The organism is Actinomadura sp. B10D3 (assembly GCF_039871695.1).
Taxonomy (GTDB): domain Bacteria; phylum Actinomycetota; class Actinomycetes; order Streptosporangiales; family Streptosporangiaceae; genus Spirillospora; species Spirillospora madurae.
In genome coordinates, this window is record NZ_JBDPLY010000028.1 from 87,088 (window position 1) to 99,930 (window position 12,843).

Sequence of the window (12,843 nt, forward strand, 5' to 3'; positions counted from 1 at the left end):
CTCACCGCCCCCGCAAGCATGGATCGCTCGGTGACGTGGAGATCTCGCGGGGCGGGATCCGCGCGGGGCGGGAAGGAGCGCGTGGGCAGCGCGATGAAGTCCAACCAGTCGACCATCTCCGGCGGGGGCGCGGCGGGCCCGTCCGGCGGGACGGCGGGGCTCGGCCGGTCCGGGCTCGGCACCTCCGGGGGCCAGCGGCTCCCGGCGTCCCCGCGCGAGCGCAAGCCCGCGCTCGCGGCCCTGGCGGTGCTGCTGATCCTCGGCGGCGCCCTCGCCAGCGCCTACCTCGTGATGGCGAGCGGGGAGCGGGTGTCGGCGATCCGGATCGCGCAGCCGGTCGCGGCCGGGCAGCGGATCCCCGCGAGCGCCCTCGAAGAGGTGCAGGTCGGCGACACCGGCATCCAGTACATCAAGTGGTCCGAGCGGGCGAAGGTGACCCGCTACTTCGCGGCCGTCCCGCTGGTGCGCGGCGCGCTGCTGACCAACTCCATGGTCAGCCCCTCGGACGCCCCCGCCAAGGGCCGGCTCGTCGTCGGCCTCGCGCTCAAGCCGGGCCAGCTGCCCTCGGGCGGCCTGACCAGCGGCAAGCACGTCACCCTGTTCGCCGTCGGCGGCGCGACGAACGGCGGGCCGCGCGCCGGGACCGTCCTCGCCCAGGACGCGATCGTGCTCGGCGTCGGCACCGGCGACTCCGGTGGCCCGACCCGGCTGCGCTCCGAGCAGACCAGCGTGGACGTCGCCGTCCTCCCGGCCGACGCGGCGAAGGTGACGCAGGCGGCCTCCGCCGGGGCGGTCGCGCTCGCGCTCATCCCGGACGGGACCGCGGTGTCCGCGCCGCCCGCGCCCCAGCAGCCGTCGGGGCGGAACGACGAGGGCGTCGACCCGGTCCCGAGCGGCGGCCCGGGAGCGGGCGGTGGCCAGGGAACGGGCGGTGGCCAGGGAACGGGCGGTGGCCAGGGAACGGGCGGCGGCCAGACCGGCGGCCCGCAGGTTCCGAACACGGGCGGTAACTGACGGTGGCACTCATCGCGCTCGCGGCCGACAAGGGGGCGCCGGGCGTCACGACCGCGGCGGTCGCGCTCGGCGCCGTGTGGCCGCGTCCCGTGCTCGTCGCGGAGTGCGACCAGGCGGGCGGCGACCTGGTGTACCGGCTGCCCGCCGCACCCGCTGCGGACGGCGACGGTGACGGCGGCATGCTCAACCCGTCCCGCGGCCTGCTCAGCCTCGCCGCGACCGCGCGCCGCGGCCTGCGCCCCGACCAGATCGCCGAGCACTGCCAGCGGCTCGCCGGCGGCCTCGACGTGCTCGTCGGGCTCACCAACGCCGAGCAGGCACAGGCGATGACCTGGCTGTGGGGGCCGCTCGGCCGGGCGTTCGCCGGCCTCGCGCCGGTCGACGTGATCGCCGACTGCGGCCGGCTCGGCGCCGGCAGCCCGCTGGCCGACCTGCTGCGCGAGGCCGACCTCGTCGTCCTGCTCACCCGGGCCACCCTGGAGCAGGTCGCCCACCTGCGCGAGCGCGTCGCCGCGCTGACCGCGGAGCTGCGCGGCGGCCCGCCGGTCGGCGTGCTGGTGCTCGCCGACCCGCGCGACTTCCGCGGCTCGATCGCCGAGGTGGACCGGATCCTCGCGGGCGTGCGCGGCCGCGTCCAGGACTCCGCGCAGGGCCCGCCGCCGCCGGACGTGACCGTTCTCGGCGGCCTCGCGCTCGACCCGAAGGGCGCCGGCCTGCTGTCCGGGAGCTGGGGCGGGCGGCTGGACCGCTCGCTGCTCATCCGGTCGGCGCGGGAGGTCGCGGGCGAGCTGGCGGGGCGCCTCCCCGTGCCGTACGCCGGGGTGCCGCAGGACGGGCGGGACGTCCCGCCGCCGCCCGTGGCGGCCGCACCGCCGCAACCGCAGCCACAACCACAACCGCAGGCACCGCCCGCGGTGCCCGGCGTCCCGGCGCCCCCGCACGTCCCGGCGGGCGGCGGCCACGAGGAGGGGAGGCGCTAGATGGACCACGCGCTCGTCAAACGCCTCCGCCAGGAGGTCGGCGACCGGCTCGCGCAGCAGCGCCGGCTGGACGCCGCGAACGGGCTGCCGCCGATGACCGGGGAGGACGAGCGGCAGTTCGCCCGCGCGCTGATCGGCCAGGTGCTGGAGGAGTTCGCCCGCGGCGAGATCACCTCGGGGCGGCGCCCGCCGAACGCCGAAGAGGAGGAGGCGCTCGCCGCCGGGGTGCACGCGGCGCTGTTCGGCGTCGGCCGGCTCCAGCCGCTGCTGGAGGACCCCGAGATCGAGAACATCGACGTCAACGGCTGCGACCGGGTGTTCATCGGGTACGCCGACGGCCGCGAGGTGATGGGCGAGCCGGTCGCCGAGAGCGACGAGGAGCTGGTCGAGCTGATCCAGATCCTCGCCGCCTACAGCGGGCTGTCGTCGCGTCCGTTCGACACCGCGAACCCGCAGCTCGACCTCCGGTTGCCGGACGGCTCGCGGCTCTCGGCCGTGATGGACGTGACCGTCCGCCCCGCGCTGTCGATCCGGCGCGCCCGCCTCGGCAAGGTGTTCCTCGCCGACCTCGTCGGCAACGGGACGTTCAGCCAGGAGCTCGGGCAGTTCTTCCGCGCCGCCGTGCACGCCCGCAAGAACATCATGATCGCCGGGGCCACGAACGCCGGGAAGACGACGCTGCTGCGCGCGGTCGCCAACGAGATCCCGCCGCACGAGCGGCTCATCACCGTCGAGCGCGCCCTCGAACTCGGCCTCGACGCGTTCCCGGAGCTGCACCCGAACTGTGTCGCGTTCGAGCAGCGGCTGCCGAACTCCGAGGGGCAGGGCGCGATCTCGATGGCCGAGCTGGTCCGCCGGTCGCTGCGCATGAACCCCTCCCGCGTGATCGTCGGCGAGGTGCTCGGCGACGAGATCGTCACGATGCTGAACGCGATGACGCAGGGCAACGACGGGTCGCTGTCGACGATCCACGCGAACTCCTCGGTGGAGGTCTTCAACCGGGTCGCGACCTACGCGATCCAGTCGGAGGAGCGGCTGCCGGTCGAGGCGACCCACATGCTCATCGCGGGCGCGATCGACTTCGTCGTGTTCATCGAGAAGCGCAACGACTACGCCTCCGGCGGCCGGCTGCGCCGCTACGTGTCCAGCGTCCGGGAGGTCACCGGCGTCGACGGGCGGGTCCTGTCGTCGGAGGTGTTCGCGCTCGGGCCGAACGGGTACGCCGTCCCGTCCGCGCCGATCGCGTGCGCCGACGACCTCGCCGAGCACGGCTACGACCCGTCCGCCGGGGGTGCCTGGTGACCGGCCGGGGAGGTGCGTGATGTACGCGCCGGACGTGCTCCTCGCCATCGTCGCGGGCGCCGTCGCCGGCGGCGGGCTCCTGCTGCTGGCCGTCGCGCTGCGCGGGCTGCCGCCGCGGACCGGGCCCGCCCGGGGACGCAGCCGCGAGGACCTCGTCCGCACCCTGACCACCCGTACCGCCGTCGCCGTCATCGCCGGCGTGCTCGTGCTGATCGTGACGCGCTGGCCGATCGCCGCCGCCGGCACCGGCGCGCTCGTGCTCGCCTGGAACGGCCTCGCGGGCGGCGCCGCCGAGGAGCGCCGGGGCATGGCGCGGCTGGAGGCCCTCGCCGGCTGGACCGAGTCGCTGCGCGACACCATCGCGGGCGCCGTCGGCCTCGAACAGGCCATCCCCGCCTCGCAGCGCGCCGCCGCGCCCGCCCTGCAGCAGCCGCTGCGCAACCTCGTCGACCGGCTGCACACCCGCGTCCCGATGCCGGAGGCGCTGCGCCGCTTCGCCGACGACCTCGACGACCCGTCCGCCGACCTGGTCATCGCGGCGCTGATCCTGAACTCCAAGCTCCGCGGCCCCGGCCTGCGCGACATGCTGAGCGCGCTCGCGACCTCGGCCCGCGCCGAGCTGGACATGCGGCGCCGGGTGGAGGCCGACCGGCGCGCGACCCGCCGCAGCGTCCGGATCGTCGTCGCCGTCTCCGTCGGGACGGCCCTGGCCCTCGCGGTGTTCAACCACTCCTACGTCGAGCCGTACGACGACTTCCTCGGGCAGCTCGTCCTGTGCGTCGTCGTCGCCCTGTACGGGGCCGCGTTCCTGTGGCTGCGGCGGCTGTCGCGGTACGAGCTGCCGGGACGCTTCCTCAGCGAGCCGCGCCGGACCGTCCAGCCCGGCGTGCCGGGCGAGGTGCCGAGCACGGTCGCGGGCTGGCAGGGCGGGGACGCCCGGCGGCAGGGCCCGCAGGAGCTCCCGCTGCGCGGCCGGCCCACCATGGACGCGGGCGGGGGCGGCGGCTCGTGAACGGTGCGATGATCGCCGGCGCCGTCGTCGGGCTCGGCCTGTACGTGCTGGTCCGGGCGCTGTTCCCGTCCCGTCCCGGCCTCGCCGCCCGGATGGCCGCGCTCGACGCCGCCCGCCGCCGCGACCTGGAGGAGCAGCAGGCGAGCCGGCTCTCCCCGACCCTGGACCGGGTCGGCGGGACGCGCGCCCGGCTCGGGCGGGAGCTGGCGCGGTTCTGCGAGGCGCGCGGCTGGAAGCTGCGCTCCGTCCGCGCCGACCTGGCGATCACCGGGCGGTCGCTGGAGGCGTTCCTCGCGACGAAGTTCCTGCTGCCCGCCGCCGCACTGCTGTTCATCCCGCTGATCGTCGCCTACTTCACGCTGCTCGGGCTGGGCTCGTCCGTCGCCGTCCCCGCCTGGATCTGCGTGCTGTTCGCCGCGCTGTTCTTCTTCTTCCCCGACATGCAGCTCCGGCAGGAGGCGCAGGCCCGCCGGCAGGACTTCCGGCACGTCGTCGGCGCCTTCCTCGACCTCGTCTCGATGAACCTCGCCGGCGGGCGCGGCGTCCCCGAGGCGCTGATGACCGCGTCCAACGTCGGCGAGGGCTGGGCGATGCACCGCATCCGGGACGCGCTGTCCAACGCCCGCATCACCGGCCAGACGCCCTGGCAGTCGCTCGGCCGGCTCGGCGAGGAGCTCGACATCGCCGAGCTGCGCGACCTCGCCGGGGCGCTCGCGCTCGTCTCCGACGACGGCGCGCAGGTCCGCAAGTCGCTCGCCGCGCGGGCCGCGTCCATGCGCAGCCGCGAGCTGTCGGAGCTGGAGGGCAAGGCCGGCGAGCGCTCCCAGTCGATGCTCATCGCGCAGCTGTTCCTGTGCGCCGGATTCCTGATCTTCCTCGCCTATCCGGCTCTGATGCGGGTGCTCGCCTCATGACGTCCCCTACTCGGCCCGCCCCGTCCGTCCCCCTGGAGGAGTCACGATGAATCCGCTCAATCCCCTGCACGACCCGGCGGTCGTCTACCTGCGCGCCCTCGTCGGCGACCGGCTGGCCCGGCTGCGGGCCGAGGACGAGCGCAGCCGGGGCGCGTCCGCGATCGAGTGGGCGATCATCACCGCGATCCTCGCCCTGATCGCCATCACGATCGGCGCGGTCATCCAGAAGAAGATCCAGGACAAGGCCAACAGCATCAACACGGGGTGAGCGAAATGCGGCCCGGAAGGCCCGCCATCCCGGCGTGTCTCCTGCGGGGGGACGACCCCCCACACCCCCCGGAAGAACATGAGGGCAGGGATGCGGGCGCGTCGTCCATGGAGTGGGCCCTGCTCACCCCGATCCTCATCCTCCTGATGCTCGTCGTGGTGCAGTTCGCCATGGTGTTCCACGCCCGGCACGTCGCGCTCGCGGCAGCGCAGTCGGGCGCCCGCGTCGCGCGCACCTCCCCGGTCGGCGGCGGCTGGGAGGGCGCCGCGCGGGCGAAGGCGTCCGGCAGCGTCCAGGAGATCGGCCCCGACCTGCTGAGCGGTCTCCAGGTCAGGGCGGGCGAGGAGAACGACGAACGCTGGGTCGAGGTCAGCGGCGAGGCGGTGCAGGTCGTGCCGTTCCTGACGTTCCACGTGTCGCAGCGCTCCCAGGGGCCGATCGAGTGCTTCCGCCCCGACGTCGGCGCGGGCACCGCCTGCCAGCGTGGGGCAGAGCCGTGACCAACCTGGATCGTGGGTCGATGTCGCTGGAGATGGTGCTGGTCACGCCCATCTTCGTCGCGTTCCTGCTGTTCCTCGCCGGGGCGGGCCGGATGGTGGACGCCAAGAGCCAGGTGGACGGCGCCGCCCGGGACGCCGCCCGCGCCGCGTCCATCGCGCGCAGCGCCCCGTCCGCGCAGAGCCTCGCCGCCGACACCGCCGCCGCCGGGATGCGCGGCACCGAATGGTGCACGGGCGGGCCGAGCGTCCAGACCGACGTGTCGGCCTGGGGGCCCGGCGGGCGCGTCGGGGTGACCATCACCTGCGACGTCGACCTCGGGGACCTCGCGTTCATCGGGCTGCCCGGCAGCAAGCGGCTCCAGGGCCACGCGGTCGCCCCCGTCGACACCTTCAGCTACCGCGGGACGGACGGCCCGGAGGGCGCGCCATGACCGGGCACCGCCGGCGGAGCCGGCACAGTTGGTACAGCCGGGACGGCCGGCACAGCCGGGATCGCGGCACGATCGCGATGTACACGGTGCTGTTCACCCCGATCGTCCTCCTGCTCGCGGGGCTGCTCGTGGACGGCGGCCTCGCCATCCACGCACGGCAGCGGGCCGCCGACGTGGCCGAGCAGGCGGCGCGGGCCGGAGCGAACCAGATCGACACCGCCGCCCTGCGCGAGACGGGCCGGCCCGTCCTCGACCCGGGGCGGGCACGCGCGGCGGCGTGCGACCTGCTCGCGTCCTCCGGCGAGCGGGTCACCGCGTCCGAGTGCGACGCCGACGAGCAGGAGGTCGCCGTCACCGTGCGGATCAGCGTGCAGCCGCAGCTTCTCGGGATCATCCCGGGCTTCGGCGACTTCCAGATGACCTCCAGCGCGTCCGCCCGTCCCGTCACGGGCGGACCGGGAGGGATCGGCCCGTGAGACTCGGCGAGATCAGATCTACGATGAGGGCGACGTCCGACGACCGGAGAACGGCAGGGGCGCGATGGTGACGCGGCAGGGGCAGAGGACGCCAGTCCGGGTGAGAGGGCGCCGCAGCGCCGGCGACGTCGTGGCCGGCATCGGAGCGCTCGTCGCGCTCACCGCGCTGATGGCCGGCGTCCCGTTCGCGCTCATCACGCTCTTCGGTTCGCCGCTGCCCGACCATGTGCCGTCGGCGTCCGACCTCACGCACCGGGTCGGGCCGGGCTCGCTGATCTCGATCCTCGTCGCGCTGGTGTGGCTGGCCTGGCTCCAGCTCGCGGCGTGCGTGGCCGTCGAGGTGTACGCGGGCGTCCGCGGCGTCGGGGTGCCCGCCCGGGTGCCGCTCGCCGGCGGGACGCAGTCGCTCGTGCACCGGCTCGTCGTCGCCGCCCTGCTGCTGTTCACCGCCACCACCGCGATCGTGCCGGCGTTCTCCGGCGGCGGGCTCTCGCAGCGGCAGCCGGCCGTGCAGATGCAGCCGCAGGCGCAGACCTTCCACCGCGTCCCGACGGACGCCCCGGCGCAACCCGCCGCCGCCGAGCAGCGGATCGCCGAGGAGCTCACCGCGGACCCCGCGGAGAAGTCCGCGACCACCAAGATCTACCGGGTGCAGCCGCCGGAGGGCCGGCACCACGAGAGCCTCTGGGAGATCGCCGAGAAGTGCCTCGGCGAGGGGCGCCGCTACAAGGAGATCTACGCCCTCAACAAGGGCCACATCCAGCCGGACGGGACGCGCCTGACGATCGCGAGCCTGATCCGCCCCGGCTGGATCCTGGAGATGCCCGCCGACGCCAAGGGCGCGAAGGTCATCCCGAAGAAGGACCTCGACGACTACTTCCGGTACGGGCACGCCGTCCCCGACCGGCCGGCGAAGCCGAAGCCGCCCGAGAAGCCCGAGAAGCCGGCGCAGCCCGCGCCGCCGACGGCGCAGCCGACCCAGCCGCCCGCCTCGCAGGCCCCGCCGGCCACGCCGAAGCCCCCGGAGTCGCAGCCTCCCGCGTCGCAGCCCCCTGCGTCGGAGCCCCCTGCGTCGCAGCCCCCTGCGTCCCAGGCGCCGCCCGCCACGTCCCAGCCGCCGGCGTCGCCGACCCCGGCGCCGCAGCCGAGCGAGCCGCGGAACCAGGAGGCGCCGCACCCGCCCGTGCACGGCGGGACGGACGGCCCGGCCGGCGAGATGGGTGGCGAGGCCGGCAGCGGCGGCGCCGAGGTGCCCGGGAAGGGCTCGCCGCAGTACGAGGAGACCGGCGGCGCGATCGACATCGGCTGGCCGCGGGGCCTCGCCGCGGCGTCGCTGCTGGCCGCCGGGCTGCTCGCCGTGCTCGGCCGGCGCCGCCGCACCCAGATGTGGCACCGCGCGTTCGGGCACCGGACCGTCCGGCCGGAGGGCGAGGCGGCCGAGGCCGAGCGGGCGCTGCGGATCGGCGCCGACGACGACGCGGCGAGGCTGCTCGACCTCGGCCTGCGGCACATGTCGAAGTCCATGGCGGCGGGCGGCCGGGCCATGCCGACCGTCTACGGCGTGCACCTCGGGCGGCTGCGGGACGGGCACGGCAGCCTCGACCTGTGGATCGCGCCCGCCGACCGGAACCCGCCCGCGCCGTGGCAGGCCTTCGACGACGGCCAGGTGTGGCGGCTGAACGGCGACGCGCTGCCCGCGCTGGAGGCGTCCGACCTCGGCGACGTCCTCGCCCCCTACCCGGGCCTCGTCTCGATCGGCACGAACGACAACGGCCGCATCCTCGTCGACCTGGAGGCCGCGCACGGCCTGATCGCGCTGCGCGGGCCCGAGGACGTCCGCCGCGCGGTGCTGTCCGCGGTCGCGCTCGAACTGGCCACCAACCGCTGGTCCGACCACATGCGGATCACGCTCGTCGGGTTCGACGGCGAGCTCGGCGAGGGCCTCGCGGAGATCGCCCCGGACCGGATCCGGTCCGTGCCGACGCTCGCCGACGCGCTGCCCGAGCTGGAGGGCCGCAGCGAGGAGGTGCGGCAGGCGCTCGCCGCGTCCGGCGTCGACTCGGTGCTCACCGGACGCTGCCGCGGCGTGTTCGGCGAGGCCTGGATGCCGCACTACCTGATCATGGCGGACCAGCCGGCGGAGGCCGAGGCGGACCGGCTCGTCGCGCTGGCCCGCACCGGTACCCGGATGGCCGCGGGCTACCTCGTCCCCGGAGACGTGCAGGGCGCCACCTGGACGTGGGACGTCGACGCCGCCGGGCGGCTCCAGGCCGGGGTGCTCGGCTTCGACGTCGACGCGCAGCTCGTCCGCGACGACGACTACCGCGGCGTGTTCGAGCTGTTCCGCACGGCGGGCCGGCACGAGTCCGTCGAGCTTGCGGGCCTGGCCGGCGGGGAGGAACCGCCGACCGCGCAGCAGTCGTCGGCCGAGGTCCGGCTGCTCGGCCCGATCGAGGTCGACGCGCCGGGACCGATGGACGAGAGCCGCCGCGAGCTGTGCACCGAGGTGCTGGTGTTCCTCGCGGCGCACCCGGAGGGCGTCCACCCGACCGTGCTGTCCGGCGCGATCTGGCCGCGCGGCGTGAGCGCCGGCGTCCGCGACGCGACGGTGGCGCGCGTGTCGGACTGGCTCGGCCGGGACGCGCGGGGCCGCCCCAACCTGTACCACGACGAGCGCGGCCGGATCCGGCTCGGCTCCGAGGTGCGGGTCGACCTGAACGTGTTCCGCTGGCTCGTGTGGCGGTCGGCGGCCGAGCCCGCGTCCGAGACCGCCTACATGGCGTACGCGCTGGACCTCGTCCGCGGTCCGCTCCTCGCGGGCCGGCCGCGCGGCCGGTACTCCTGGCTCGCCGACCACGACCTGGAGTACGAGGCGCCCGCCCGCGTCATCGACGTGGCGCACCGGCTCGTCGTGCTCCGGCTGGACGAGGGCGACGCGCGCGGCGCGGTGAGCGCGGCGCGCGCCGGGCTGCGGCTCGCCCCCGAGGACGAGGGCCTGTGGCGCGACCTGCTCCGCGCGACCCACGCGACCGGCGACGTCGCCCAGGTGCAGGTGGTCGTGGACGAGCTGCGCGGCCGCGTCGCCCGCGACCCGCTGCTGGACCGGCTCCAGCCCGAGACCGAGGCGCTCGTGGAGGAACTGCTGCCCGAGTGGCACCACGTCGGCTCGCACTAGGCGCCGGCGGCGCTAGCGGTACAGGCCGGTGCCGCCCAGCGAGTAGCGTCCGGGCTGCGGATGCACGCACAGCCCGGACGGACGCCCCGCGACGCGCACCTTCCGTACGACGCGTCCGGTCCGGGTGGAGACGGCGTAGACGAGGCCGGCGGGGTCGGCGAGCCACAGCCTCGTCCCGTCCGACGACACCCCGCCCGGCACGGGGGAGCCGCCGCCCGGCAGCCGCCAGCGGGACGCGACCCGCCGCGACCGGAACTCGACGGCGCTGACGGTGCCGCCGCCCACGACGAACAGCCGGTCCGCGTCCCGGCTGATCGCCAGGCCGCGGGCGCCCGGCGCGGTCGGCACGAACCCCAGCGGCGCGAACCGCCGGGCGTCCACCAGCCACACCCCGCCCGCGCGCGGGCCCGCCACGAAGAAGGCGCCGCCGTCGGGGGACAGCCGCAGGTCGCCGGGCCGGGCCCCGCCCGGCAGCCGGAGCGTCCCGGACACGCGGCGGGCGGCGAGGTCGACGCGGACGAGCGTCCCGGCGTCCGGGCACGTCGCCACCAGGGACGTCTCGTCCGGGGTGAAGTCGGCATGCCCGGCGTCGCACGGCAGCGGGATCGCCCCGCGCGGCGCCATGGTGCGGGGGTCGCGCACGTCGATCCGGGGCGGGCGGCGCGCCAGCACCAGCGCGTCCTGCCCGTCGGGGGTGAAGTACAGCCCGGCCGGCGCGGTGACCGGGACGGGGCGGCCGCGCCGCCCGCTGCGCGGCCCGACGGGGACGAGCGCGCCGCGGGCCCGGTCGATGGCCCACAGGCGCCGCAGATCCCACGACGGAACGATCTGCGCCACGGCCGTTCCCGGCCCGGTGCGGAAGGCGGCGCGGAGTGTGGCGGGGTCGACGACGCTGATCACCCGGCCGCCCGCGACGTACAGGCGGGCGGGCATCCCGCGCGCGTTCGGCGCGATCATCCCGGCGCCGGTGGCGGCGTAGACGCGCCCGCCGGCCGGCGCGACCGGCACCTCGCCGCCGGGCGGGGCGGACGGCGCCGCCCCGTCCGCCGCGGGCCGGTCCGGCAGCGCCCGCGTGTAGGGCGCGGGCCCGCCGAGCCCGACCGCCGGGTCGTCCGCGCCGCCCTCCCCGGGCCGGTAGAACGGGACGGGTGACTCGCAGCCGGACAGCGCGCCGCCGGTCAGCGCGAGGGCCGCGGCGAGCGGGAGCGCGGCGGCCCGTGGTCGTCCTCGATGAGGCCCCATGCACGGCTCACCCCCAATACGGCCGGGACCTTACCGAGATGCGACGCGTGGTGTCCGAGCAATTGCTAAACGTGTTCACGTTCAGGAGGAGAACGGGACAGGGGCGGCCGACGCCCCGCGGCTAGTCGGACTTGCCGATGCCGATGCCGAACTCCCGGTACACGCGCTCCCAGAAACCGTCCCGCAGCCAGGTGCGGGCCTCCTGGTAGGGGCGCAGGGAGGAGCCCAGCGTCTTCTCGGCCTCGATCAGCAGTTCCTTGTCGATCACGGGCGGCAGGATCGGGCCGGGCAGCAGGTCGCGGATGTTGTCCCGGCCCCGCTCGAAGATCCACTTCTGCGCGACGTGCTCGCCGATCTCCAGCATGTGGTCGCGGTCGGGGCCGAGCTTGCCGTCCGACGGGGCGTTGGCCGTGGAGTTCATCGACGCGGCCACCGTGGCGGGCGTCGCCGACCCCGGCACCGGCACGGTCGTGCGGACGGCCGAGGTCGCCGGCTTGACCGGGGGACGCCCCGCGAACACCTGCGACGGCGACGGGACGGGGCTGGTGCGGTGCGCTCCGGCCGCGGCGTCCCGGACCGCGGCGGCGGTCCCGGGCGCGGGCACCGGCAGGACCTTGGCCTTGGTGAAGTAGGGGCGCAGGAAGTCGGCGGCCAGCACCTCGACCGTGTCAGACTCCCACACCAGCCATTCGGCCTGGTTGGAGCCGTGCGTCGGCTCCACGCCCCACAGGTGCACGCGGACGCCGTACCGCTGCGCGGCCTCGACCGCGGGCAGCATGTCCTCGTCGCCGGCCAGCAGCACCGCGTCGGTGATCGCGCGGTGCCGGGCGAGGGCCTCCAGGTCGGCGCGGAGCTGGGCGTCCACACCCTTCTGCTGGCCCTGCGCGTTCAGGTTGCCGAGGCGCAGCTTCACCAGCGGCAGGTTCGCGATCACGCGCTGGTCGACGGTCGGCTGCCGCTTGGGCGCCGCGTCGAACCAGTACACCCGGAGGAGTTCACCGCGCCGCTGCTCGTCGGCGTGGTCGGTCAGCGCCTTGATCAGCTTCTCGGCGGCGACCCGGTACTCGCGGCGCGAGCCGCAGCCGAGCAGCAGGGCCCCGGAGGCCGCGTAGAGGTACCCCGCGTCGACGAAGATCGCGTATCGCGCGGGCTGTGGGACGTACTCCGAGGTGGCCATGGCCTTCCACCCTATTCGTGCCGAGCCCCCACTGGGCGCGAACCAGGGTGACATGTCGCCACGGGAAGACCGGCCCGCCTGCGGTTCCGCGGACGGGAAAGATCAGCGGGGCAGGCCGCTCGCCCGCCAGGCACCCGCCCCGCGCGGCCGGAGACCGCCCGCGACCGGGCCGCGGACGAGCCGCGTCCGGTCGGCCCAGCGCGACGTCCCGGCGCTCTTCCCGGCGCCGTCGCGGGCCGCGGCGGCGGCCCGCGCGCGGGCGCTGAGCACGGCGACGAGCGCCGCGATCTCCTCCGGCGAGGGGTCGCCGCGGACGATCCGGAGGAAGGGCTTGCTCTCGGGGGTCACCACA

13 protein-coding genes are annotated in these 12,843 nt (G+C 76.0%); 10 read left to right on the top strand and 3 right to left on the bottom strand.

Annotated elements, in window-relative coordinates:
• Positions 1 to 81 precede the first annotated feature (81 nt).
• The 10 genes from ABGB11_RS32570 to ABGB11_RS32615 all read left to right on the top strand — a co-directional run bounded on the left by ABGB11_RS32570 (position 82) and on the right by ABGB11_RS32615 (position 10,072).
• Positions 82 to 1,014, top strand: coding sequence for a hypothetical protein (locus ABGB11_RS32570; protein WP_347639195.1), 933 nt, complete (start codon positions 82 to 84; stop codon positions 1,012 to 1,014).
• Positions 1,015 to 1,016: 2 nt separating this feature from the next.
• The gene (locus tag ABGB11_RS32575) at positions 1,017 to 1,994 is read left to right on the top strand and encodes a hypothetical protein (protein WP_347639197.1); all 978 of its coding nucleotides are present in this window, start codon (positions 1,017 to 1,019) and stop codon (positions 1,992 to 1,994) included.
• The gene (locus ABGB11_RS32580; RefSeq protein ID WP_347639199.1) at positions 1,995 to 3,296 is read left to right on the top strand and encodes an ATPase, T2SS/T4P/T4SS family; all 1,302 of its coding nucleotides are present in this window, start codon (positions 1,995 to 1,997) and stop codon (positions 3,294 to 3,296) included. It abuts the gene before it with no gap.
• 19 nt (positions 3,297 to 3,315) lie between these two features.
• The gene (locus ABGB11_RS32585) at positions 3,316 to 4,308 is read left to right on the top strand and encodes a type II secretion system F family protein (protein WP_347639201.1); all 993 of its coding nucleotides are present in this window, start codon (positions 3,316 to 3,318) and stop codon (positions 4,306 to 4,308) included.
• Positions 4,305 to 5,222: a type II secretion system F family protein gene (locus tag ABGB11_RS32590; protein ID WP_024936771.1), complete on the top strand. Its 918-nt coding sequence runs from the start codon at positions 4,305 to 4,307 to the stop codon at positions 5,220 to 5,222. Before ABGB11_RS32585 ends, ABGB11_RS32590 begins: the two co-directional genes overlap by 4 nt.
• A gap of 46 nt (positions 5,223 to 5,268) precedes the next feature.
• The gene (locus ABGB11_RS32595; protein WP_021599820.1) at positions 5,269 to 5,490 is read left to right on the top strand and encodes a hypothetical protein; all 222 of its coding nucleotides are present in this window, start codon (positions 5,269 to 5,271) and stop codon (positions 5,488 to 5,490) included.
• Positions 5,491 to 5,597: 107 nt separating this feature from the next.
• Complete coding sequence (locus ABGB11_RS32600) at positions 5,598 to 5,990, top strand: TadE family protein (protein WP_347639203.1); 393 nt, start codon at positions 5,598 to 5,600, stop codon at positions 5,988 to 5,990.
• 20 nt (positions 5,991 to 6,010) lie between these two features.
• Positions 6,011 to 6,421 (top strand): TadE/TadG family type IV pilus assembly protein, encoded by a 411-nt coding sequence (locus tag ABGB11_RS32605; RefSeq protein WP_021599818.1) that lies wholly within the window; start codon positions 6,011 to 6,013, stop codon positions 6,419 to 6,421.
• Positions 6,418 to 6,897, top strand: coding sequence for a TadE family protein (locus tag ABGB11_RS32610; protein WP_347639205.1), 480 nt, complete (start codon positions 6,418 to 6,420; stop codon positions 6,895 to 6,897). Before ABGB11_RS32605 ends, ABGB11_RS32610 begins: the two co-directional genes overlap by 4 nt.
• Positions 6,898 to 6,997: 100 nt before the next feature.
• Positions 6,998 to 10,072: a BTAD domain-containing putative transcriptional regulator gene (locus tag ABGB11_RS32615; RefSeq protein ID WP_347639207.1), complete on the top strand. Its 3,075-nt coding sequence runs from the start codon at positions 6,998 to 7,000 to the stop codon at positions 10,070 to 10,072.
• Between the two features lie 12 nt (positions 10,073 to 10,084).
• On the opposite strand, the gene ABGB11_RS32620 is transcribed toward ABGB11_RS32615, so the two are convergent.
• The 3 genes from ABGB11_RS32620 to ABGB11_RS32630 form a co-directional block, all read right to left on the bottom strand.
• The gene (locus ABGB11_RS32620) at positions 10,085 to 11,314 is read right to left on the bottom strand and encodes a YncE family protein (RefSeq protein ID WP_347639209.1); all 1,230 of its coding nucleotides are present in this window, start codon (positions 11,312 to 11,314) and stop codon (positions 10,085 to 10,087) included.
• Between the two features lie 121 nt (positions 11,315 to 11,435).
• Entirely contained in the window at positions 11,436 to 12,491 is a 1,056-nt protein-coding gene (locus ABGB11_RS32625) for an NYN domain-containing protein (protein WP_347639211.1), read from the bottom strand.
• Between the two features lie 102 nt (positions 12,492 to 12,593).
• Positions 12,594 to 12,842 (bottom strand): acyl-CoA carboxylase subunit epsilon, encoded by a 249-nt coding sequence (locus ABGB11_RS32630; protein WP_347639263.1) that lies wholly within the window; start codon positions 12,840 to 12,842, stop codon positions 12,594 to 12,596.
• Position 12,843 lies beyond the last annotated feature (1 nt).